The 25,620-nt window shown below is 41.1% G+C and carries 14 protein-coding genes; 10 read left to right on the top strand and 4 right to left on the bottom strand.

Annotation, left to right across the window (positions count from 1 at the left end; translation table 11 throughout):
- The first annotated feature begins 557 nt into the window (after positions 1 to 557).
- Positions 558 to 863 carry a hypothetical protein gene (locus CZ487_RS24695; protein WP_077215013.1) on the top strand — a complete coding sequence of 102 codons (306 nt, stop codon included), beginning with the start codon at positions 558 to 560 and terminating at the stop codon, positions 861 to 863.
- Positions 864 to 996: 133 nt separating this feature from the next.
- Here CZ487_RS24695 and CZ487_RS24690 read toward each other — a convergent pair whose 3' ends face one another.
- Positions 997 to 2,172 (bottom strand): C40 family peptidase, encoded by a 1,176-nt coding sequence (locus CZ487_RS24690; protein ID WP_077215012.1) that lies wholly within the window; start codon positions 2,170 to 2,172, stop codon positions 997 to 999.
- 460 nt (positions 2,173 to 2,632) lie between these two features.
- Here CZ487_RS24690 and galU point away from each other — a divergent pair, with 460 nt between their 5' ends.
- From galU to CZ487_RS24660, 6 genes are all read left to right on the top strand, one after another.
- Positions 2,633 to 3,508, top strand: coding sequence for a UTP--glucose-1-phosphate uridylyltransferase GalU (gene galU / locus CZ487_RS24685; protein ID WP_077215454.1), 876 nt, complete (start codon positions 2,633 to 2,635; stop codon positions 3,506 to 3,508).
- Between the two features lie 87 nt (positions 3,509 to 3,595).
- A complete protein-coding gene (locus CZ487_RS24680) occupies positions 3,596 to 4,900 on the top strand; it encodes a UDP-glucose dehydrogenase family protein (protein WP_077215011.1) in 1,305 nt (434 codons plus the stop codon).
- 231 nt (positions 4,901 to 5,131) lie between these two features.
- Positions 5,132 to 6,409: a nucleotide sugar dehydrogenase gene (locus CZ487_RS24675; RefSeq protein ID WP_077215010.1), complete on the top strand. Its 1,278-nt coding sequence runs from the start codon at positions 5,132 to 5,134 to the stop codon at positions 6,407 to 6,409.
- Between the two features lie 30 nt (positions 6,410 to 6,439).
- Entirely contained in the window at positions 6,440 to 7,147 is a 708-nt protein-coding gene (locus CZ487_RS24670; RefSeq protein WP_077215009.1) for a WecB/TagA/CpsF family glycosyltransferase, read from the top strand.
- 15 nt (positions 7,148 to 7,162) lie between these two features.
- Positions 7,163 to 8,689, top strand: coding sequence for a murein biosynthesis integral membrane protein MurJ (gene murJ, locus CZ487_RS24665; protein ID WP_077215008.1), 1,527 nt, complete (start codon positions 7,163 to 7,165; stop codon positions 8,687 to 8,689).
- Positions 8,690 to 8,701: 12 nt separating this feature from the next.
- On the top strand, positions 8,702 to 9,967 hold the full coding sequence (locus CZ487_RS24660; protein ID WP_077215007.1) for an oligosaccharide repeat unit polymerase: 1,266 nt from the start codon (positions 8,702 to 8,704) through the stop codon (positions 9,965 to 9,967).
- Positions 9,968 to 10,511: 544 nt separating this feature from the next.
- Here CZ487_RS24660 and CZ487_RS24655 read toward each other — a convergent pair.
- Positions 10,512 to 11,414 carry an accessory Sec system S-layer assembly protein gene (locus tag CZ487_RS24655; protein WP_077215006.1) on the bottom strand — a complete coding sequence of 301 codons (903 nt, stop codon included), beginning with the start codon at positions 11,412 to 11,414 and terminating at the stop codon, positions 10,512 to 10,514.
- 105 nt (positions 11,415 to 11,519) lie between these two features.
- Positions 11,520 to 13,877 (bottom strand): accessory Sec system translocase SecA2, encoded by a 2,358-nt coding sequence (gene secA2, locus CZ487_RS24650; RefSeq protein WP_077215005.1) that lies wholly within the window; start codon positions 13,875 to 13,877, stop codon positions 11,520 to 11,522.
- A 247-nt stretch (positions 13,878 to 14,124) separates the two neighbouring features.
- On the opposite strand from secA2, the gene CZ487_RS24645 reads away from it, so the two are divergent.
- The gene (locus tag CZ487_RS24645) at positions 14,125 to 17,616 is read left to right on the top strand and encodes a S8 family serine peptidase (protein WP_077215004.1); all 3,492 of its coding nucleotides are present in this window, start codon (positions 14,125 to 14,127) and stop codon (positions 17,614 to 17,616) included.
- 404 nt (positions 17,617 to 18,020) lie between these two features.
- Positions 18,021 to 20,483: an S-layer homology domain-containing protein gene (locus tag CZ487_RS24640; RefSeq protein WP_077215003.1), complete on the top strand. Its 2,463-nt coding sequence runs from the start codon at positions 18,021 to 18,023 to the stop codon at positions 20,481 to 20,483.
- A gap of 125 nt (positions 20,484 to 20,608) precedes the next feature.
- On the opposite strand, the gene CZ487_RS24635 is transcribed toward CZ487_RS24640, so the two are convergent.
- A complete protein-coding gene (locus CZ487_RS24635) occupies positions 20,609 to 21,592 on the bottom strand; it encodes a C40 family peptidase (protein WP_077215002.1) in 984 nt (327 codons plus the stop codon).
- Between the two features lie 489 nt (positions 21,593 to 22,081).
- Between CZ487_RS24635 and CZ487_RS24630 the strand changes: the two genes are divergently transcribed.
- Complete coding sequence (locus tag CZ487_RS24630) at positions 22,082 to 25,576, top strand: S-layer homology domain-containing protein (protein ID WP_077215001.1); 3,495 nt, start codon at positions 22,082 to 22,084, stop codon at positions 25,574 to 25,576.
- Positions 25,577 to 25,620: the final 44 nt, after the last annotated feature.

The following is a 25,620-nucleotide window of genomic DNA, read 5'->3' as shown; positions in this document are numbered from 1 at the left end:
CCTCCTGCAAATATTCCCAAAATTATATTTTTTGGTTAAATAGTATGTATAACGGATTTACTAGAGTAGAAAGTAGAGAAAATCAACTTATATCGAAAAATTGAAAATTGTAGAAATATGTTTTACTAGAGTCAAGATATATTCATTTTAACGCTATCAACACTTTTTGAGGAGGTTTACCAATGAAAAAACGTATTATCGGACTAGCATTAGCGCTTATTTTAGCAACAAACGCAGGAATCATTTCGCCTGGGCCAATTGGCGGCGGCGACTCCATTCACGAACTTCCATCTGAATACTGATTGATATCCCTTATTCTTGGACATCTCTTTATGAGGTGTTTTTTTTATGTTTGAAGAGCTGGGTTGTAAAAAGGGTAATCATCGATAGGAAGAAATATTCCCTAAGCATATGCCTATAGTTATATATTTATAAAAATAAAAGATATATAGGTACATATGGTTTGCTTGGCTGCGTTTCTGCCATGTCTATCGAAAAAACCACCTTTTCTGGATTTTGTTACAGTATAAGGAACAACGGTAAAAGGAGGAAATAGGATGGATATCGAAATGAAGATTCAACCCTCTTTTATTGATCATGAATGTGCCATTGTCTTTTCGTTTTACTTTAGTAAAAATGCTAAAAAGATTGGTGAAGCAGTGGTATTCACTTATGGTGAAGCACCGTGTGAAGAAATTGAAAGCAACCGCAGAACCACCACCCATCATCATCCCGCCGGACAAAAGAAAAAGATAGCCTACCTCAAAGAGCACACAATCTGTGAAGAATATATAAAAATATCCCTAAACAAAATACACCACTTCCTCAACATCATCGGCATCCATACATGCATATCAAAATAATTAGGTACCCTTCATTTAGGTACCAGGTACCGCTCGTGGACATTTTCTTGATATTGTCCGCGCCGGGAGGACAGAAGATAAAAACCTTCAATTTAGATAGAAAAGACGTCCACGTGGACGTCTTTTCTAGTAACTAGTATAAACGCTTGAATCCATCGAAGCGTGATTCATAGTAAGGTTCGTCGAGGCTGCTGATGATGACGCCTTTTGAAGAGCTGGCATGAATGAATTCATTATTTCCTAAATAGATTCCCATATGTGAGATGCCAGCTTTATAGGTGTTCTCGAAAAAGACAAAATCACCTGGCTGCGGTTCATCTATATAAAAGGAACGGCTGTAATAGCCTTCTGTTGATTGTCTGGTCATGCTTGTCCCAGCTCCATTTAAAACATAATGAATAAATCCGCTGCAGTCAAAGCCCTCCGGTGAATTTCCTGCCCAAGCATAAGGAGTCCCAAGTAAATCGGTTGCTTCATTTATTAAACTTTGGGAATTAACAGGGTAGAGGCTGTCACCTTCAGACGCTTCTGGTTTTACTGTCTGCCCTGGTGTACTGATGTTGTCACCCTTATCAGCTGTTATCGGCTTAACGGTTGATGTACTGTTAGCGCTGGACGTGGAACCAGCGCGCAGCTTTAATTTTTGTCCAACGTAAATAAGGTCAGAAGAAAGAGCATTCAGTTCCTTTAGTTCTGCCACGGTCATCCCGTTTCTGACGCTGATATGACCTAATGTATCACCGCTTTTGACAACATACTCACCTGTACTTGATAGCGCTGAATTGGATTCCTTCGGAGGAACTGGCGCCTTATCAACCTTTTCAGCAGGAGCAGGAGAAGCTGATTGCGATACCTTCAGCACTTGTCCAGGATAGATCATGTAACTGCTAAGATTATTCAGTTTCATTAAATCCGCCAGAGGGATTTTATGCTGATTCGCGATCTTTCCTAACGTATCGCCTTTAACAACGGTGTAGACGGTACTCCCAGCAGCGGGAGCTGAAGAGTAGGATTTGGACACGACAGGTGCAGTTGTCATGGTGGTTGCCGCTGGCTTAGCCGGAGCCTTGTCAATTACAGGCACCTTTACTTGTGCAGTTGCTGCTACATTAAGTGTCTGATCCACGTAGATTAAATCTGATGAAAGATTATTTAAAGCTTTAAGCTCAGAAACACTTAAACTATACTTCTTTGCAATATAAGAAAGTGTGTCTCCTTGTTGCACTTTATATGTATCAGCTAAAGCGTTTGACGCGATTGTTGATGATAGAATGGCAACAGTCGTAAAAGCGACAACTTTTTTCTTCATCGTTAGTTCAGCCCTCCTATAATTGGCTATTAATCTATCATTATTCTACCATATAAGCGATTTTTGTTGACTGAAAATTAGCAATTTCTACAAGAAATAAATCCAAAAATTTCTACAAAATTCTCTGCAAATTTCGCAAGATAAACCTTGGCTGAGTATGCTTCAGGTACTGTCCGTCCCGAAAAGACACTGTCCACCGCCGGTACCAGGTACCGGCGGTGGACAAAAAGGGGAAAGTGTCCATGGGCGGTACCTGGTACCATATTAATAATGTTACAATTTGGTTACTTGTGTTTGAATTCTGGGGTTATTTCATGTAAACTACTGGAGTTTGAGCTATAATAGTGGACGGGCATCTTTTTGGGTGATGCCTGTATTTATGTTTATCGATATAAAAGTTAATATGAAAATAGAAGTAGATCCAATGATGATGCAGGTGAACGAGGGAGGTGCGCCCTGCATGAAAATTCGTAAAGCGATCATTCCGGCAGCTGGACTGGGAACACGCTTTTTGCCGGCCACGAAGGCACAGCCGAAGGAAATGCTGCCGATTGTGGATAAGCCAACGATTCAATACATTGTCGAAGAAGCGGTGAAATCGGGCATCGAGGATATTATGATCATCAGCGGCCGCGGAAAGCGTGCGATTGAAGACCATTTTGATAAATCCTATGAGTTGGAAGAGACTCTTCTCAAAAAAGGGAAATGGGATCGGCTCGAGGAAATCAGAGAAATCTCCAACCTCGCGAACATTCATTATATTAGGCAAAAAGAGCCGAAAGGGCTGGGGCACGCGATTTACTGCGCCCGCAGTTTTATTGGCGACGAACCATTTGCCGTCATGCTTGGCGATGACATCGTACAAGCGGAGACACCATGCCTGAAACAGCTTATGGATGTCTATGAAAAGCACGATTCAACCGTGATCGGCATTCAAGAAGTACCAAGCGAAGAAGTATCAAAATACGGAATTATCGATTCAGAGCAAAAACTTGACGAAAACATCTTTCAAGTTAAAAGCTTAGTCGAAAAGCCAGAGCAGGAAGCGGCTCCTTCCAACTATGCGATCATGGGGCGTTACATTCTTGAACCGGAAATCTTAAAAATTCTAGAAAATCTGCCGCCGGGAGCAGGCGGAGAAGTGCAGTTAACCGATGCACTGCGAACACTAACGAACACAAAAAGAGTGCTGGCATACTACTTTGAAGGTGACCGTTATGACGTCGGGGACAAGCTTGGTTTCATCAAAGCCACACTCGAACTGGCCTTGAAGCGCGACGATTTACGCACCGAACTGCGTCAGTATTTAAATCAATTATTGGTAAATGATAAATAAATAAAAATGTCCGAAACCCCTCGGGAATTTGGGACCTATTTTACAAGCGAAGCACACTCGCAACTAAGGATTTAGAGAAGGGATAACATGAAAATAACGATAGCAGGAACCGGATATGTGGGGCTTGTGACAGGTGTCTGCCTGGCTGATGTCGGACACACCATCACATGCTTTGATATAGATGAAAGAAAAATTCAAGAGCTCAATGGGGGAAAGTCGCCGATTTACGAACCAGGCCTTGAAGACTTGATCACGAAAAACCTTGAAGCTAAGAGGCTGCATTTCACGTCAGAGCCCGAGCAGGCATATGCTGACGCCGATTGCATTTTTATCGCGGTCGGTACACCGGAAAATGAGGACGGTTCAGCAAACCTATCTTATGTAGAGCAAGCAGCGATTATGATTTCCGAGTACATCCACAAAGACACCGTAATCGTTGTAAAAAGCACCGTGCCGGTGGGGACAAACGAAAGAATTGCCCGCATTATTAAGGAGAGAGTGGATCCATCGATTAACATCGAAGTCGCTTCTAACCCGGAATTTTTAAGAGAAGGGTCAGCGATTCACGATACCTTTAACGGAGACCGGATTGTGATTGGAACGGAAAGTCAAGAAACGGCGCAGCTGTTAAGAAGCATTTACGAGCCGCTCAACATTCCGATTGTCACGACCGATATCCGCAGTGCCGAAATGATCAAATATGCGTCAAATGCCTTTTTAGCGACGAAAATCAGTTTTATCAACGAAATCGCGAATCTTTGTGAAAAAACAGGCGCCAATATTGAAGAAGTGGCGGAAGGAATGGGCTATGATAAGCGGATCGGAAATCAATTCCTTCGCGCAGGCATCGGGTACGGCGGATCTTGTTTCCCAAAAGATACAAAGGCGCTTAATTACCTTGCAAAGCAGTACGACTTTGATTTTAGAATTCTCGAATCGGTCATCAACGTGAACAAATACCAGAAGGATAAGCTTTTCCTGAAAGCGAAAGAACTTTTTCAAGACTTCACTGGAAAAAAAGTAACCGTGCTCGGATTGGCATTTAAACCGAATACGGACGATATTCGGGAAGCTCCTTCGATCGATATCATTGAGAGTCTTCTAAAAGAGAATGCCCAAATTACGGTTTTTGATCCGATTGCAATGGGTAATGTAGAAGAACTGTTTCATGACAAAATCAATTATGCAAATTCGGCGCTAGAGGCCATTCAAGAAGCAGATATGGTATTTATTGTCACGGAGTGGAGAGAAATCAAAGAGCTTACGCTAGCACAATACAAAGAAAGCATGGCGCAGCCAGTCATTTTTGATGGGCGAAATTGTTATCCACTTCACGAGGCGAAGGAACTTGGCATCCAGTATTATTCAATTGGCCGCAAGCCGGTTGAATAAGGGCGCGAAGTGAAGGAAACAGTTGTCACTTATTCCATGCAAATTTCGTCTTATCTTTGGAATGCTAAATATATACATGAAAAGCTATCATCATTAGACAATTTTCGATATAATATCATTTAGGTTATTTTTTGTACTTTAGGAAAGTGTAACTTCTCTTAAGAGAAAAGTCCTCGATTTCCACAGAATCGAGTTTTTCTAAAAGGCAGCCTATGAAAGGAAGAAATACTTATGACAAAGAAACTGTGCGTGGTTGGCCTTGGATACATTGGATTGCCAACAGCCGTCATGTTTGCGAATCACGGAATGACGGTTCATGGAGTAGATATCAATGAAAGAGCTGTTAAAATGATCGCGGAGAAGCAGCTTCACATTGAAGAAAATGGTCTTCAGGACCGCTTAAATACAGCGATTGACAGCGGGAATTTCACCGTATCAACGCAGCCGGTGGAGGCAGATGTCTTCATTATTGCGGTTCCATCCCCAATCAATCCTGATAAAAGTGCTAATTTAGATTATGTGCGCGATGCAACAAAATCAATCGTGCCATTTGTGAAAAAAGGAAACCTAGTCATCCTTGAATCAACAGTTCCGCCAAGAACCGTTGAAGATATTATGATTCCAGTTTTAAAAGAAACGGGCCTTGAAATGGGTACCGATCTATATATTTCTCACTCACCGGAACGTGTGATTCCAGGAAGAGTGTTCGAAGAGCTTGTTAACAACGACCGCATTGTCGGCGGAATTAACGAAGAATCTTCACGCTTAACAGAAGAACTGTACAGAACATTTGTAAAAGGAAATATTCACCTTACAGATGCAACAACAGCTGAACTTGTTAAGGTTATGGAAAATACTTACCGCGATGTCAACATTGCGTTTGCAAATGAATTGGCGCAAATTTGTGATAGCATTGGTGTCAACGTATGGGAAGCGATTAAGCTTGCGAACTACCATCCGCGCGTGAATATTCATACGCCTGGTCCTGGAGTCGGCGGACATTGTATCGCTGTTGATCCATGGTTCTTGGTTGAATTACAGCCAGAGGTTGCCAAGATTATTCATAAATCAAGAAGAACAAATGATTCAATGCCGGAATACACAGCGTTGAAGGCAAAATCAATTTTAGATAAAAAGAATATTTCCCATGGCCGTGTGGCTGTTCTTGGGTTATCATTTAAAGCAAATATTGATGATATGCGTGAAAGTCCTTCCGTTGAAGTGATTAAGCACATCGAAGAGCTTGGCCTTGATTACACAGCTTACGATCCGCATATTAAAGAAAACAAACTTGCCCATCAAACACAAAGCCTCGAAGAAGCAGTGAATCACGCTGATCTTGTGCTAGTCTTGACTGATCATAATGAGTTCAAGACACTGAACCCAGAAGGTTTCGCTGATATGCTTCGTACAAAGCATGTGTTTGATACGAAAAATTGCATTGTCCGTAATGTCTGGGAAGATGCTGGCTTTGAAGTAACCGTTCTTGGAGATTCCAAAAACGTCTAAAAAACTGATCTCACAAAAATAGGTGATGAGATGAAAGAGAATTTTCTAGGGGTAGATGTCTGTAATCAAACATACGAACAAATCACCTCGTCTTTAATGAATGATATTGAAAAAAATAAAAAATCCTTTATCGTGGCGATCAATCCTGAGAAAATTATGAAGGCTCAGGAGGACGTCTCTTTAAAGGAGCTTTTAAATAAGGCCGATTATCAAATCCCAGATGGAATAGGTGTCATCATTGCATCGATGCTAAAAGGCGGAAAAATTCGTAAAAGGGTCACGGGAATCGATATGATGCTCGCCCTTTGCGATGCTGCTTGGAAAAATCGCAAGACGATCTTCCTTTACGGTGCAAAGCCGGGGCGCGCAGATGAGGCAAAGCAAAAGCTTGAAGAACGCTTTCCTGGTCTGCAAATTGTCGGGACTCTTGATGGGTACGTGAAGGATGATGCGTTGATTAGGCAAACCATCAATGATGCGAATCCGGACATTATTTTTGTCGCAAAAGGAAGTCCGACACAGGAATATTGGATTGTCGATCATATGCACCAGCTTGCCCCGAAAGTTTACCAAGGGGTAGGGGGCTCATTTGATGTGATTTCCGGCCATATTAAGCGGGCACCTGCTGGATTCCAAAGGCTTGGACTGGAATGGTTCTACCGTTTAATGAAGGAACCATGGAGATGGAAGCGTCAACTCCTCTTGCCAAAGTTCATTTTAAAAGCAATAAAGAAATAGAAGGAAGGACACGCTATGTCAAAATTACGATTGGCCAGCATATTATTTTTGCTGTCTACCTTCTTTTTGAAATTTTCGAGCATGATCCGCGACATTGTCATTTCCGGTTTGTATGGCGACTCCTATATGGCCGACGCCTACTTCGCCTCCATGGTCATTCCGAATGCGATCGTCCTGTTTATGCTGACGGGAATGAAGGATGCGTTTCTGCCCAGTTATTTCAAATATGACAAATTGGGGAAAGGCTTCTCGCATTTAACGAATATTGTGAAGGGGACCTTCTGGATTTCACTTGCTGTGTCAATTGTGGGAGCGGCCGCATCACCATGGCTGGTAGGGATGCTTTATCCGGACTTTGCCAAATTCGAGCAAGGCATGATGATAGCAGCCTGGACGGCAGCGATTTACTTCTTGTCAATCAGCTTAGTTGGGGTAAATGCCGTATACGAGGGTTATTTTGATTCGCAAAAAAAATTCTCATTCTCCACCTTTTCACAAACCATTGTCGTTCTAACGACGATTTTATTTGCGATTATCTTTCATAAAACGTTAAGCATTTATGCGGTGCCGATCGGGTATTTTGTCGGGACACTTTTTTCATTTTTACTGAAGCTAGTTGTCTTGAAGCCTGGAAAAATGATGGCATGGACGCAAAAGATGGACTGGCAGGAGATTAAGTCCTTTTATTGGATCTTTATTCCGGTCGGCCTCACGATTGCGGTCGGGCAAATCAACCTTGCCGTCAACCAGATATTTGCATCTGGAATGGGGGAAGGGGTCGTCTCTAACTTAAATTACGCCTTCAGGCTGGTGAACATCCCGCAGGCGATTTTTGGGGTGACGATTGCAACGATTGTCTATCCTTTACTGGCAAAAGCAAAGTCAGATGGTGATCACCAAAGCTTTAAGCTTGGAATGGAACGGGGACTTTCATATATGTTTATGTTCCTGGCTCCAACTGTGATTGGCATGCTGATTTTAATGGAATCAATCGTTCGTTTAACGTATGAAAGAGGAGCGTTCACCGAAAGTGCAACGGCGCTGACGACACAATACGCGATATTTTATATCGGTTCTGTCTTCTTTTACAGCATACAAGCCGTAGTTGCCAAAGGTTTTTATACATTAGACAAAGGTCACTATATGATGAGAATCGGAATGATTTCCGTTGTCGTTAACGTGATTTCCAACTGGATTCTATCGAATATCATGGGGCCGGCAGGTTTGGCGCTATCAACGTCGGTAGTCGGCATGATTTATTCCGTTATTACTTTTTCAACGCTATATAAAATTTTCAACGGTTTTAATCTTAAATACATTGGAAAAGAATACATCAAAATGATAACAGCGACAGCGCTGATGTTCCTTGCTTTATGGGGTCTAGGAAAGGTTATTTCTCCAGCGTTACTGGGAGACATCCTCTATTTAGCAATCATGATCATCACGGGGGCCGTCGTATATTTCGCGGGTCTGTATATACTAAAAACAACATCAATGACCCAGCTTCTTGCAAGGGGAGGGAAAGCAAAGTCTTCTACCTAGAGGATCAGGAATATGAAAAATTTCATTCAAAAAATTAATCGTATTGATACATTTTCACCATACTTTTTTCTACCGTTTGTGCTGGTCTTATATTTCTTTATCAGTCTTTTCGACTTCAGCCGCTTTGAGTACTTTGATGTCAACCGCAATGTCTTCCTCGCTGTCCTGCTTGGATTGGCAGCGTATTACGCGGCGGTGTACATTACGGATAAAAAGCAGTGGACATTTCCTTCGTTTGGCTTAGGCTTTTTAAGAGGGAAAACGATTTGGTTCCTCTATCTATTAGGAGCTATCGGCTTAGTTGCCTATTTAATCATGTTATTTACAGGACAAGTAGGGATTCTCGATGAATCAGTCCGCCGAAACCTCGATCCGAAATTGAACTTCTTAAGTTCATTCTTATGGTTTTCGGTAATCTTTTTACTATGTCATCAGATTTTAAAAGAAAAAGAATTAACGACGAAAAAGAAGCTGACTTACGGCGGAATCTTGATGGTCGTGTTTGTGCTCTTTATCCTAATGGGCTACAGAACGCCGATCATGGTGATGTTCTTTACGTCATTTATCGTCTTTCATTATATTATTAAGAGAATTAAGCTTACGTGGTTTCTTAGTGTCCTCGTAATACTTGGAATCCTGTTCTCGCTGTTCGGCTTCATCCGCATTATTTCGGAGGATCCAACAGAGAAACATAACTCTAGAGAAGGTCCAGATGTGGAGCTAACTGAGGAAGATCTTGATGAGAATCTTAAGATTCAGCGTAAAATTAATGCCACACCTAAATGGGTGAGAGCATTAAACTCTGAAATGGTTACTGGTCATATTGTGTTAAGTAAGCTAATCGAATACACAGATGAACATGGCTATATGTATGGAAGATTGCATTCTGGTATTTTTACAACGGTACTGCCGGGTGAGCAGCTGTCACCACGGATGCAAGTGACCGAAATGGTGAACTCCTTGAGTGTCGATGAAGGGAAGTATATTACAAGACCAGGCCGGACGACGACGCCTACATATCTTGGCCAGCTTTATGTAGAAGCCGGATACATCGCGATTATCATTGGATTTGCCCTATATGGATTGATCATTGGCATGCTGTATAACCAAGTACAGCGTACGGGCATTAAATCCTATCAAACCGTCGGCTATGCCTTCGTCACAACGATCTTTGTTCTTTCACTGCACACAGGACTATTAGACTTAGTATTCTTGCTCATGATCGCCTATGCGATCGTCTCAACCAGTATCGAAAAAAAGCCATTACAAAATACTTAAGAAATATTTGGTAACAAAGGTACATTTTCGTAATTATTTGATTGAGATAAAAGAGCAATAGTGGTAGAATGTAGTTAACAGAGAGATTTATTTCCTTCTGCTTCTGATATAAATATCTCGGTTGGTAGCCCATGAGACTGCACCTATCAATTGATAGGTGTTTTCTCATTTTTCGGTGTTCGCGTTGGTTGACGTGGGCATCTTTTTTTCTTTTTATGGGCAAACCGTAGGGGGCAGAGAGTCGTAGGTAGATTTGAGCTGAGGGCCTAGGTAGAAAGCGTAGGCTGAGCGAGTGCTCATGGTCCGAAATAGGTGGCTCCTATAGGATTTGGTCTCATAGAATTAATCTAAAGTCCCGAAGAAGGTGCGGAAGGGCAAACTAGGTCCATTAGAAGAATTCTAAAGGCCGCATATGAGTGAAAATAAGCAAAACCGGTCCAATAGAATTGAGCAGAAGCTAGTTGAAGCACCACCGCCAAAAGATTGATTACCAATTTTGGTAGAAAGACTAAAAAAGCACCGCCAACAAGCGGTGCCATCAACTTTATTTCTGCGGAGGATAAGCCTTCCACTTACTTAAATCCAACTCTTCCTTCAACACAAGCTCCTTCGGGAAAATAAACGTCCAAGGCTTGCTAGTATTGGCTTTAACCTCTAAATCCTCAAGTTTAAAGCCACCCTTAGCGATAACGTCACCTGACGCATCTTCCACTGTCAATGGCAGCTGCTGCAAAGTAAGGTTCTTTTCACTGCCGTTACGGATCAACAGAGTAACATGCAAACCGCCATCATCAGCAACACGAGCTTGTACACCCATGAAATTCACTTCACCAGCCTTAGGCGGTGTCATTGACTTCACGAGGTTTTCCAGCTTTTCTTTATCCTGGTCAGCCAGCGATTTCTCCCAGCTTTCCTCTAAATCAAGGGCATGCGGCCCTTTTGCTTTCTTTAATTCAAACGCCAGCTTCCAATCAGTCTGTGGAATCTCTTTGATCAAGACATTTTTTTCTTCAAAAATAAAATACCACGGACGGCTGCTTTCAGCGGGAATTTCTCCAATTTTGGTTAAATCAAACTGTTGGCGCGCAATTCTTTCGTCATTCGGGCCTAATAAAAGCAACGTTGTTTCTTTTTCAAGGCGAATGCCTCTTGCCAGACTGTTGCGTACGAACGCAGTAACGAACACTTTTCCGCTATCATCATCGACCTTCAGCTCCACTCCAGATAATGAAATCTGATTTTGCTTTAAAGGGGGCAGTTCATTGTTTAAAAACTGAAAGTAGTAGCGATCTTCTGGTTTTAACTTTCCGTTAGGCGGCAGTGATAAGGTTGTTTTAACAATCTTTTCCTGACTGGAGTCCTCGCCGCCGAATAATTCCTTTGAATCTACTGTACTGTCTGCACCTTGTTTTCCAACATTTTTATTTCTTTTAAAAAGATTGAACATATAAAAACCTCCATCATGTGAAAGAAGCCTTGCCTATTGGCTAGGTTGATTAGCAAGGCAAAGCTTCCCTCTAATTGAAACGCAAAACGGTCCTGCTTGTAAAGCTTATTTCCTATTCTCTAAAGCTTGAACTAAACTCGCCGTCTGCTTACTAATATCCATCTCAAGCACAAAGTACATTTGTGTAAATAGCTCCAACGCTTCACGAGCATATTGACGCATTGGGTCTTCCTGGCTGTAGCTTCGCAGTCCGACACCTTCTTTTAAGCGGTCCATCGCATCGATATGTCGGAGCCAATGGTAGTCTACCACAGATAGAAGGAATCTTTGAATCGCCTCGCCGATTTCCGGTTTGTCTTGATACTCATCTAATAATGGAAGATAAGCATTCACCGCTTCATAGATCGGATCAGTCAACTCACTCTTATCCAACACATCTTTACGAAGTTCGATTTTTCCAGAAGGCAGGATTTCCGAGATATTCTTCTGCAGGCGATCAATCTTCCATTTAGAAGTATCGACATCTTCTGGGCAGCAATGGTGAATTTCCTCTTTGACATAAGACTCAATCGACGACTTGAGAAGTGGAATTAAATCATCACTTTCTAAAACCTTGTTGCGCAGCTCGTAAACAGTATTACGCTGAACATTTAAGACATCATCCAGCTTCAGGTTGTATTCGCGGATTGAGAAGTTCGCTCCTTCACAAATACGCTGAACACGATCGACAAACTCGTGGATGTTTTTATTCAAAATCTTCCCGGTATCATCAGTTTTCATCGATTTCTTGAACTTCTCGACATCATCGCTGGCAAAGCGCTTAATCATGTCATCTTCAATCGAAATAAAGAATTCAGTTGTACCAGGGTCACCTTGACGACCGGAACGTCCTTTTAACTGGTTATCAATGCGGCGTGATTCATGACGTTCTGTCCCGATGACATACAATCCGCCAAGTTCAGCGACACCTTCACCAAGCATGATATCGGTACCACGGCCCGCCATGTTTGTCGCAACAGTAATCCGTCCTTTTTGACCAGCAAGGGAGATTAATTGAATTTCCTGTTCAATCGTTTTCGCGTTCAACAGCTCAAAGCTCAATTCTTCTGCCCTTAAAACCGCAGCTACTTTTTCAGATTGAAGAATGGACGTAGTTCCAATTAAGACGGGGCGTCCTTCTGCATGCAGTTCCTTCACTCTTTTTGCAACAGCAGAATATTTATGCTCAGCTGTATCATAGACACGGTCCGGTGAATCAACGCGTGCTCTCGGTTTATTCGTTGGAATCTGCACAACCTGCATGCCGTAGATTTCCTGGAACTCTTTTTCCTCTGTCTTTGCTGTACCAGTCATGCCGGACAGCACAGGATACAAGCGGAAATAGTTCTGAATCGTAATCGCTGCCTGTGTCTTGTTCTCTTCTGTTACATGCAGTCCTTCTTTTGCTTCAATCGCCTGGTGGAGACCGTTGCTCAAAGTACGACCTTCCATTGGACGGCCTGTAAACATATCAATTAAGAGAATTTTCCCATCCTTGACGATATAATCGACATCGCGTTCAAACATCACGCGGGCGCGCAAAGCCTGAATCACATAATGATAGAGAGTCTGATGCTCTAAATCATAGAGGTTATCGATATCAAAGCCGCGTTCGATTTTGACAATTCCTTCATCAGTAAGGTTCGTCGTCTTTGTTTCCAAATCGAATAGAAAATCTTCATCTTCTTTAAAAGTTTTCACAACTCTAGCACATAAGTAGCTGAGCTCGGAGCTGACACCTGTTTTACCAGCAATAATCAATGGTGTCTTCGCTTCGTCAATCAGCACGCTGTCAACTTCATCAATAATCGCATAATGATACGGTCGCTGCACGCGCTGCTTTGTTTCATACACCATATTGTCGCGGAGATTATCGAAGCCAAATTCCGTTCCGACTCCGTATGTAATATCCGCTTCATAGGATAGCTTTTTCTGTTCAGGCTGCATCATCGGAAGGTTCAAACCAACCGTTAAGCCAAGAAATTCATGAATTTGCCCGATCAGCTCTCGGTCACGGCGTGCTAGATATTCATTGACGGTAATAACGTGAACACCTTTTCCCTCTAGTGCACGCAAATAACTCGGGAGGGAAGCAACAAGCGTTTTTCCTTCTCCCGTGGGCATTTCCGCAATGCTTCCTTCGGTCAGCACCATTCCGCCAATCAGCTGAACGTCAAAATGGCGCATTCCCGTAATGCGCTTTGATGCTTCACGGACGACCGCAAAGGCTTCAGGCAGTATATCAACAATTGTTTTTCCGTTTGCTAACTGTTCTTTAAAATAGTTCGTTTTATCTCGCAGCTCTTGATTTGAAAGCTTTTCAATTTCAGCCTCAAGACTATTAATTTTCTCGACTTGCTTGTAGTATTGCTTAATTTTTCGATCTTGTTTGTCGCCAATAAGCTTCTTTAATCCAGATAGCATTCTATTCTCTCCTTGTAAAATGGCACTTGACTTAAGTATATCACTGATTAATTCCACTTTCATCTTATGTAACAAAAGATACAACATCCATTTATATCCACGCTTATCTTACCCAAATCATTGCTACTTTTTCCATAAAAAAATAAAAGATTTTGAAAAATTTCATATAAATGAAACTTTTTCCAATTCCATCCGTCATATACTAGAGTAGTAAACTATTTAACTATTACATTGGGAGGGTCAAACTGTGAAAAAATGGCTAAAAACAGGGTTTGCGCTTGGAACAACGGCGGCTTTAGTCGTACCAAGTGCTGCATCAGCGGCAACGTTTGATGAAATTAGTAAGTTACAGAAAGAAGAAAAGCCCGATATTTTAAAAGACATCTTAGGATCTGACACAGAAAAGAAGATTCTTGCTTATAAAAAGCAGCAGGAACAGAAAGACCAGCTTAGCAGCGATACTCTAGTGATTAAATACGATCAGAAGCTTTCACCATCTGTCCACCAGAAGGCAGGTACGGTTTTGGTGAAATCAATCCCTACGCTAGGTTATGATGTCGTGAAAGTGAAAAAAGGTCAATCTTTACAATCGGCTCTCTCATTTTATAGCAATATGGAAGGTGTAAAATCAGCTACTCAGAGTGTTCAGTATAAAACAAGTAGTGCACCAGATCCGAAAAAGGATAAACAATACCATCAATCTCTGCTACAAATAGATGAAGCATTAAAATTTGCAGGAAAAAATGATGTAACAGTTGCAGTAGTTGATACGGGCTTGGACTTCAACCATCCAGATCTTAAGTCACAAGTACTGCCTCCTTATAATGCAGCAGATCCTGCCAACGGTTCGTTCACAGATATGCATGGTACCCATGTGGCGGGAATCATTGCGGCTGGCGCTAATAATGGTATCGGCGGACAAGGGGTTGCTCCTAATGCAAAAATTCTTCCGGTTGATGTTTTTAATGGAGAATGGGGCGCAAGTGACTACGTCATTGCAGAAGGAATTCTCTATGCAATTGAGAAAGGCGCCGATGTCATTAATATGAGCTTAGGCGGCTACATGGAATCGCCTGTTTTTGAAGACGCGGTCCAAAAGGCAATTGACGCGGGCATTACGGTTGTCGCTGCAGCAGGAAACGAAGGATGGGATGAGTATGCATCTCCAGCTTCCTATGATGGCGTCATCAGCGTTGGCTCAACAAATGATCAAAATGAATTATCAAGCTACTCCAACTTCGGACCATCTGTTGACATCGTGGCACCTGGGGAAAATGTGTACAGTACGGTCTACGATTTTCAAAAAGGTTCCAGCTACATAGAAGCAAGCGGTACGTCCATGGCGTCACCGGTCGTAGCGGGTGTGGCGGCACTTCTTAAGTCAAAATATCCAAACTTAAAGCCATTTGAAGTGGAATATATTTTAGAACAAACGGCGAAAGACTTAGGGGAAGAAGGCTACGATCTTAAGTTTGCCAACGGTCTTGTAGATCCGGTTGCGGCTTTAAAGTATGACATAGCTAATTTGCCAAAAATCGAGTCATTAACAGCTGCGCAAAAGTTAGCAAATGCTACTGAGTTAAAAGGCGAAGATACACAAAGCGGCTCTTTTACCCAGCCAGAAGAAAGACATTACTACAAAGTTCATCTAAATGAAGGTGAATACTTACAAACGGGGCTAGAAGGATCAGAGCAATTTGATTATGGCATGGAGCTGACGTTTATTCCAGAGGTCGGTGCAACGGCGGAGCCTGTAAAGGTGAACGCAGCAAGAGCAGGAGAAGCAGAAGGTTACTTATATAAAGCAGAGTCAGCGGGAACATTGTTGATTACAGTCAAGGATGCGAACGGAAACTATCATGTGGGCGGTGATTCTAAGTATACGTTCACAGCGGAGGTACTTTCAGAGATTAAGAGTGACAAATCGTCCAAGGACAATATCATCCCAATTTCAGCGATTCCATATGCAAGCGCTGATGATAAAAATGGACCATTCACCCTTTTCTCAGAGGATGAAGAAGGAGATAAGGATTACTTTAGTTTCTCCGTAGAAGAACCGCAAATGCTATCAATCGATGTATCCGGAATTCCAGGTGTCGACTCCACACTCGGGCTATACTTTAAACAAGACTTTGAAATGGAGCGTCCGCCGGATCTGCCGGAATGGGAAACATGGCCATACCCAGTGCAGATGTCAAATAAAGGTGGCAAAGGTGCAGATGAAAAGCTTGTCTTTGAAGCGGTACCAGGCATGGAGTATGTGTTAGAGGTTTCGGCTGCACCTAGCTTTGAGTATATGATTTATGATCCATTCTTTACAGGCATTAATTTAGACTTTACACCTGGTAACTCTAGTGTTCCTTATGAGTTAGATATTGAAGGGTTAGAGCTGCCTCCTGATGAAGATGGCTACCCTATGAACAGTCCAGAAGAAATGTATATGAAAGACGAAATGACTACAATTGAGTACATGGAAGCGAAGAAAGCTGATTTCAAGAAATTTGCGGAAGATGTAGTTGAAGAAGCGGAAACTTACTACCGCATGTTTGAAGAAGAAATGGTTGATCAGATTGTAAACGGTGCCCCGGAAATGACAATTGGCACAGATGTTGAAGGCTACTTCCAGTTCGCAGGAGATGAAGATTTCTATTCATTCACTTCTGATTCAGATGCGATCTATGAATTCGGCTTAGATGCCGGGGAAGAAACCTACTTATGGGGAACGATTTATGAATATGATGAAGAGCACAATGATTTAATTCCTATCACTGATTTCGGATACTTTTATTCGTATGGTGAAGACATTAAGATGTCTACCGCGTTAGAGAAGGATAAGAAGTATTTTATTCAAATGCGCAATGAAATGTACGCAATGTCAGCAGATCCTTATGTGATTAAATCGAGCAAGATCATGGATTCACCAGAAGAAAATGACAATGATGAAAATGATCCAGTCCGTGCGAAAGTCATCAGTCCTGGAAAAGCGTATACAAACTACCTAATCCAGAATACGGATAACGACATCTATTATTATAAGCATCGCGCCGATCAAAAGATTTTCAATCTGAAGTTAACTCCTCAACCATTCACAGCTGAGGAAAAGAAAAACTTACCGAAGTCTGTACAAGAACCATTATACATTTACACAACGATCATTGAAGACAGCAACGGAAACATGAACATTGATCCAGAAGAAGCGATGAAGGCATTATCGTTCTACCCAACGAATGCGTTGACGTATGAAGTAAGTGCGTCTTTCAAAGCGAAGAAGGATGTAGGTTACTTTGTGATGGCCCAAAATGGTTCATGGGGAACAGCTTCTGTGCAGCCGTATCAAGTCGTATTAACAGATATGACGAAGGCTGATGAAGATGCCGGTTCTGTTGTGAAAAACAATGTTCCATCAAAACCACTTGCACTAACAGCGGCAAATGGTGTGTTAAAAGCACAAGGCTACTTGAACTCTGGCGTTGATTTCGGCGACAAGGACTATTATGGATTGAATATGGCGAAGGATGGTTCTGCCACAATAACATTTAAGACAGAAGGTTCACTAGACGGTGTAATCAAAGTCTATAATGCAAACGGCGCTCTTGTGAAGGAAATGGATTACTATGGTGTAGCCGATCATGAAGTAGGTACAGTTGCCCTGCAAAAAGGCCAATATTACATTGAAGTTAGCGAAGCAGCAAGCCGTGCTAGTACGAAAGCTTATGAGTTAGAGGTTTTAGTGAAGTAATAGATTGGGAGAGAAGCCTGGCGGTGTTGAACTGCTGGGTTTTTCTTTGTTTGAAAAAGGTTATTGTGGTTTAGGGTTAACGATAGTGGTCTAAGCAACTCTTATGGCCCGAAATAGGTAACATTGAAGGTATTTGGGTCAATAGAAAGAGTCTAATGACCCAAACATGCCGGAAACTACATAACTTGGTCCATTAGAAAATTCTAAAGGCCCCAAATCAGTAAATTCGAGGAAAATCGGTCCAATAGACGTACTTATACATCAATTACCAAGCTCAATGACCATTTTTATATAAAAACCTCAACGACACTCTAGCTCTATTAAATTCCCAATCTTTTCTTTTATTATAGGTTCCTCCTTTATTCATGTTAATATAATAGAAAAAGAGTGGAAGGAGATTGGAAATGAAGAATTGGAAACTAGCAGCTGGCTCCCTCTTCTTTCTTTTAGCATTCCTATTTTCAGGAAGTGCAAGCGCGAATGTCATTGACGAAGTGCAAGGAAAGCAGGCGGCTGCAGGCAGCTATGAGGATTACTACACGCTTCAGCAGCAATATACAGGCGAAAGCGGCGTAACGTTCGAAAGCTACAGCAAGGACTATAGTAAGAATTGGAAGACTGTTGAAGAATTAAAAGCACTTGAGCAGGAATTATTGAAAAATAAGACAGGCGAAGAGCTTGCTTATTTAGGAAAGGTCAAAATTTTCTCGGATTATCCAGCAGGTAAAGGTGTGCTTGGGCAGTACTATGCGAGCTATGAGCATGGAGGAAACATCATCCGTTATTCAGACGACCGTGTGATTGAGCTGTACGGCGGGAATGACTATGGTACTCCTGAAGCAATGGCAACGACACTATCGCATGAGTACGGACATCATTTTACGTACTACCATTTAATAGTAGGAGAGCGGGTTCTTCCGGAAAATTGGCTGTCATCACAATATGCGCAGGAGAGAGGCTTAAGCTCACTTCCTGATGTCCATGTAGATGGAAGCGGCGAGTACCAATGGAGTATGCCGGAAATTTTGGCTGAAGATTATGTACAGCTGTTTGGAACAGAATCGGCCATCAAAGACCATATGCAAATGAACGGACAGATTGATACACCATTTGATAATCCAAGCATCATGGGATATTGGAATGATCTACTGACTGACCGAGAATATCCGTTAGAAGAAAGTCCTTCCTTATATGTTACGGATTTTGAAAAGTCACCTTATAATCGTTATGACTTGAAGCTTTATGGCCAAAATTTAAATGGTCAGAACACATACGTGGTGGCACAGGATGACAACTTCGCTTATTCTCCGGTTCAAATTTTAAAGTGGACAGGTGAGGATGAGCAGGAAGGCTGGGTGCGCCACGGTCAACTAGATAGTGAGAAATCTTGGGTATTAAATGGGGAAGATTTCACTGGAGTAAGGCTTCAGGCGGTGCAGCATAATGCTGACGGCTTCAACAGAGGTTCTGCCACATACAACCTTGCCTATGAAACTATTAATGAGACTGTAAAGACAAAAGAGCAAATCCACGCTTATCAGCAAATGCAGCTTACTGTTCCTGAAATTAAGGAAATGCTGACAGAAGTGGCGAATGAAAAAGGAATTCCAGCCGAGATCTTAAAGGCTATTGCTTATGTAGAAACAGGTTTTCAGCAATTTGATGAAAATGGCGAACCGCTCATTACGGCTGACGGCGGGATCGGCATGATGCAAATCACGATGAGTGATGAGGAGTATGGAAGTAAGGGCATTGATAAGGAAAAAGTAAAATACGACATCCGCTACAACATTGAAGTTGGGGCAGATATTTTACTAGAAAAATGGGATTTACGTCTGCCAACGATCAATAATCATGATAAAAATAGCATTGAAGATTGGTATTTTGCTGTCATGGCATATAACGGCTTATCAAAACGTAATGATCCAAATCTAAATGAGGATGCCTATCAAGAACGCGTCTATGACATTATCAGAAATCGCAGCTTGCTTGAGATTGGACAGACACCTGAACTTGATATCAGCTATCCACATGAGGACAAACCGGAAATCATCGTCTTTGGTGAAACATCAAATTACAAGTGGCCAACGCAGACAAGGACTACACAAAACTATCAGGTTGGAGATATGGTACACAGCCAAAATCCACACCTAAGCTATTCCAACCTTCGAGATGGGATTGACGGAAGTGTGTCTAAGAAGTTGAAGCATTATAATCCGCTAGAAATCATCGGCGGTCCTTTTGAGACGACTTCAAACCCTGAAAATCAGTATGCCATGTATAAGGTAAAGGGTACAGGCTTTGAAGGCTATATTGCTTCTTCTAATATTGTAGAGGGGAATATCAATTTGTTCCCGGATGTGAACAGAGAAGAAGTTGCTACGGCTGTTGCTTACTTGCAGCATCGAGACATTATTAATGGATACACAGATGGCACGTTTAGACCGGAAACGCAATTACTCCGACGTCATGCTGCATCTCTCATTGTAAAAGCACTTGATATGAAACGGCCACAAGGCTATGAGATGAAAGCAACAGACATGGCGCCGGGTCAGATTGGGTATGAGGATATGCTCATTGCAGAAGCACATGGCTTAATGGGAAGCGGCGGAGCACTTCGTCCGAATGAAACCCTAACCCGTGCGCAAATGGCGGCTATCTTGGTCAGAGCATTTGATGAAGTCTATGAAGAACCAACGCAGCAGACTTCATTCACAGACCAGGGGTCATTCTGGAACTATGACGACATTAACACACTAGCACATAACAACATTACAGTGGCTGACCCATTCAGACCGAATGAAGCAGTCAAAAGATCACAATTTGCACTCTTCCTTGAAAGAACGATTAAACTGATGGAAGAATAATAGCTAGAGAAACACGATTTGTCACCATTAGGGAGGCAAATCGTGTTTTTTTTATAAAAATAACCAAAAAGCCTCGGTTCAATTATTGAACCGAGGCTTTACTCTGTTGGCAGCCCGCCAAGTTGTTATTTCATTGCTCTATATAAAAACGCTGCAAACTGTGATCGTGTTACATGCTCTTCAGGTTTAAAGCTTCCGTCAGGGAAACCAACGGTAATTCTGGAACCTGCAAGCTTCTGTACGTCGTTATAAGCCCAGTGATCTGCAGATACATCTGAGAATTCAACTGCTGATGCAGGTGCGCCTAAATCAAATGCTCTGGAGATAATAGCAGCCATTTGACCCCGAGTTAAAGCGTCGCTTGGTCGGAAGTGGTTAGAATCATTTCCTTGAAAAATTCCTTCTTGGTAGACGGCATTAACAACACCTACCGCCCAGTGGTTAGAATTAACATCTGGGAAATTACCGCTGCGGTTGTTCACTTTTAGGTCGAACGCTTCAGCAAGCATTGCTGCCACTTCAGCTCTTGTGATATTATCTTGCGGTTTGTAATAACTGTTTTCGTAACCAAGTACTAGTTCTTCTTTCGCCAGCTCATTAACAATCGGCTGAACCCAATGATCAGAGTTAATATCGCGGAACTCGCCAACACCTAGGTCAAATGAGAGAACACGGCGTGCACCGATGTATTTATTTTTCCAATAATAAGGATCATTTAAGCTTGAGATCGTAACGCCCTTGCTTGAGGACGAATGAATAAACTCATCATTTCCTATGTATATACCTGCATGTGAAGGACCAGAACCAAAAGTATTGAAAATAACCAGGTCACCGACACGAAGGTTATCACGTTCAATATATGTACCAGCTGTGGCTATTCCTTTCGTCGTACGCGGCAGATTAATACCTAATTCTTTATAAACCACATTTATGTATCCTGAACAATCAAACCCGCTTGCTGTTGTTCCTCCATATTTATATGGAACACCTATGTACTTTTTTGCAACTGGAAGAAGCTTATCATAATTCGTGGAAGCAGATGCCGATCCAGCCCATAAGAAAAAAATTGCAAAAGTTGAAACCAATCCTAAAATCAATCGTCTATACATATAGGGAAAAAACCTCCTTGGCATAATAGTCGAATATTTTACAAATTTTTCAGACAAGAAAATAGTACCATATTATCGAAGATTGTTATTTTACAGTTTTGTAACAAAAGATTCGTAGTCTGTAATATAACTATAGAAGTAATGTGTATGTCGAAATTTGCTAGAGTGTTAGAATGACAGGTATTATGTTGGTTTCTCCTTCATAAATCCATACTTTTTTCACAAAAGACCAAAAAAATATCAATAATCTATTGATATTTATGGCAAATCCTGTAGAATTATAGAATGTATAGTAGCTTCTTATGGGTACAGATTAATATGTATGGTAATTTATAGGAAATCACCATATGCATTGACATTAACCCCATAAACTTCTATACTAATATTTGTTAACGAGCTAGTTTAAGAGTTCAATACATATATAAGTAGATAGACTCTTAGATCACGCTTTTATAATTTTTTAGTTAATTAAAGGGAGGAAATATCTCAATGGCTTACCAACCAAAGTCTTACCGTAAATTTTTAGCGGGTACAGTAACAGCTGCTGTTGTAGCTTCTGCTGTTGCTCCAGCTGCTAGCGCAGCATTTTCTGACGTATCTGCAAACGATACACATGCAATCAACGTTAATAAGGCAGTAGAAATGGGTCTTATCAACGGATATCCAGATGGTACTTTTGGAACTTACCAAGATATCACTCGTGGTCAAGTTGCAAAAATCATCGCTCGTTATCTAGGGAATGTTGACACAACTGGTGTTCAACAATTCACTGATGTTGCTACTTCACCTGATACTGAACTTAAAGCAGCAGCTTTAAAAGTACGTGCAGCTGGCGTATTCACTGGTTCTGACGGTGCGTTAAACGCTGGTAAAAACATCACTCGTCAAGAAATGGCTTCAGTAGTTGCTCGTTTATTCGAACTTACTGATATTGAAGATGTTGAATCAAAAGTAACTGATAACGATTCAGCTTGGGAAGTACACCGCGCTAATATTAACCTGCTTTCTGAACATGGAATTACAACTGAAGCTACTTTCAATCCACTTGGAAATGTGAAGCGTGGTCAATTCGCATCATTCATCGTACGCGCGATCGAAAAAGTACAAGAAGTAAAAATTGAGAAGGTAACTGTGCTTGATACAGTTGGTGCATTTGTTGAAGTGCAATTCAACAAGCCGGTTGTTGGTGTAGAAGCTTCTGATATTATCATTCAAGATGCTGACTCAAAAGCAAGAAAAGGTGTTAAAGACGTTAAGTTATCTTCAAATGGTAAAATCGCTACTATAGAATTATTCACTACAGACGAAAGACCAAATGTAGCTGAAATGGTATTAGATACACTTAAATATTATGATTTAACTGTATTTGTTAATGGTGAAACAATCCAAACTTCATTTATCCGTCCAGCACACGTTAATGAAAGAGTTGTAGAAATTGATCCGAAAGATAGAACTATCAAAGTGGGTTCTTCTACAATTAATATTCCAAAAGATACTGAATTTGATTACGCTGATGCTTTTGGTCGTGAAGTGAATGCTTGGTTTAATAAAGATAGAGATCTTGTTAACATCTCTTATGTTGAAGAAGATGTAGTAGTAGACTCTTTCGAAGTTGTTGAAGAAGTTTCCACAACGGAAGATGGAGAAATTAAGGTTAAATCTTCAGGGGATGTATATACTCTTTCTGAAGATGTAGAAGTATATCTTAACGATGAAAAGAAGACAGCAAGCAACCTATTCGGCGCTGGTACTGACGGTGACAAATATGACTATGCTAAACTTCTATTTGATAAAAACGGTGATGTAGAATTAATCTTAGCGTACAACTGGGACGATTTCATTGTAGTAGATTCTATGGATGAAGATGTAGTAATCGCTGGTGATGATTCAGAGTTGGACCTTGAAGATTACTTGATTATGAAAGACGGAAAGCAAATCACTGCTGGTGATATTGAAGAAGGCGACATCATCTACTTTAACGAAGATGCTAACGAAAAGAACGGCGTTGCTGAAGTATTAAATACAACAGTTACTGGTGAAATTGAAGATGTATTTGCTGAATATATCCGCATTGATGGAAAAGATTATAAGTATACTAGCGTTAAATACAACGGAAAGAAAACTCAATTCCTTGATGGAGATAAGTTTAAAGATCTTTCAGATAACGACGCTGAAGAATTCCAAGCAGGCGGAGAAGTAACATTATTCTTAGACCGCAAAGGCGATGTAGTATTCATCACTGGTGCACAAGAAGATGTTGATTCTAATACTGTTGGATTCCATTCTGTTGAAGCTCCAATTGTTTCTTATAACAATGGTATCAAAGAAAGAGGAATCGTTGAGATTGAAGGTTTAACAACTAACAGTGAAGAAAAGCTATACGAATTCCGTATTGATGCTCTTGATATGATTACTAATGCAGCAGGTACTGAGTTTGAAGTTGATGAAAACTTCCCAGGAACATCTGTTGAAATTGATAAATTCGCTTTAGCGGATAACGCTTCTGGTAATGCAACTGGAAATGTTATCGCTCTAGATGAAAATGGCAATGCTATCAACGCTGGTGGAACTACAGTCTCTACTTCATTCGGAACTGCAACAGTAATTGTTGACCTTAGTGTTTCTGCTGCTGATAACGCATTATTCGAAGTTAAAACAAATGATAATGGTCAAGTGAAAGAACTAGAATTCTTAAACTCTGACAACAAATTAAATACTAACAACGAATTAAAGCTTGATGATAAGTTTGTTAACGGTTATAGACTTCTTTCTGACACTATCGTTCTTGATGGTTCTGAAGGTTGGGATGCATCAAAATCAGGTTCTGAATATAATCCTGATGCAGATGAAATCGAAGTAACAACTTGGGCTGACTTGAAGGATAAAGGTTTCGATATCACTGAGGCAACTTATTACTACAACGAAGATGATGAAGTTGAGTATCTAGTGATCGAAAACTCTGATGCGGAAGACACTACACTTTACAATGGTGTTGTTACAAAGGTAATCCGTAATACAAGTGATGAAATCGTTGAAGTTAAAGTGTTTGTTGATGGAAAAGAAGAAACTTATAAAGTTGACAAAGTAAAAGACGGTAGCATTGCTAAAGGAAAGACTGTTGTATTAGAAATCAACGACAACACTGATCTTGTTAAAGATGTTGATGTAATTGCAACTAAGTCAGGTAAAGTAGATGCTGTTAGCGTTGCTAATAAAACAATCACAGTTGACGGATCTGTATATTCACTTGATAATGGTGCTGACGTTTATGACTATACAGGTTCTAATATAGAAACAGAACAGTTCAGAGATGTTAAAGTTGGGGATTCTGTAACAGTAGTGTACAGCCCGAACTCAACTCGTTTTATCGATGTTGTTTTAGTTACATCTAAAGCGTCTAATACACAAAACCCAACACCAACAACAGCTACTGGAACAGTTGAAGCTCCAGAGAAAGCTAAAGTTGGCGAAGCAGTAACAATTACTGTTAAAGATGCTGACCTAAACAAGTCTGCTACTACCGTAGAAAAAGTTACTGTTACTGTAGGTGCTGCTAATGTAGAGTTGACTGAAACTGGTGTTAATACTGGTATATTCTCAGTATCTTACACTGTCGCAGGAAATGCTGGTGATCAACTAGAAGTGGTATATGCAGATGCTGCTGATGCTACAGGTAAGGCAGTAGAAGCAAAAACTACTATTACAGTTGAAGAAGCTGAAGTAGTTGCTGAAGATATAGCTACTATTCAAGCTGCAAAGGCATCTGAAATTGCTGGCCAATTCATCCATGCTATCCAAGGTACTATCGTGGATGGGAAGACTGTTACTAGTGTAGTTGCACAAGGTATTGCAGGTGCAGAAACAACAGTGGCAGATGGTGGATTTAAACTTGGATTTGCTAATTCAGAAAAACTTAATGAAGTAACACTAGTATTCTACAACGGAACAGAAGAAGTAGGAACTCAGAAAGTTACTATCCAGTAATTATTAACTAAACCGTATGAATAGCCGAACCCTTTAACTGGCTT

This window comes from Robertmurraya dakarensis (genome assembly GCF_900156875.1).
In the GTDB taxonomy this organism is placed as follows: domain Bacteria; phylum Bacillota; class Bacilli; order Bacillales; family Cytobacillaceae; genus Robertmurraya; species Robertmurraya dakarensis.
The sequence above is the reverse complement of the archived record's forward strand: the minus strand, read 5'-3'. Positions and strand labels throughout refer to the sequence as shown.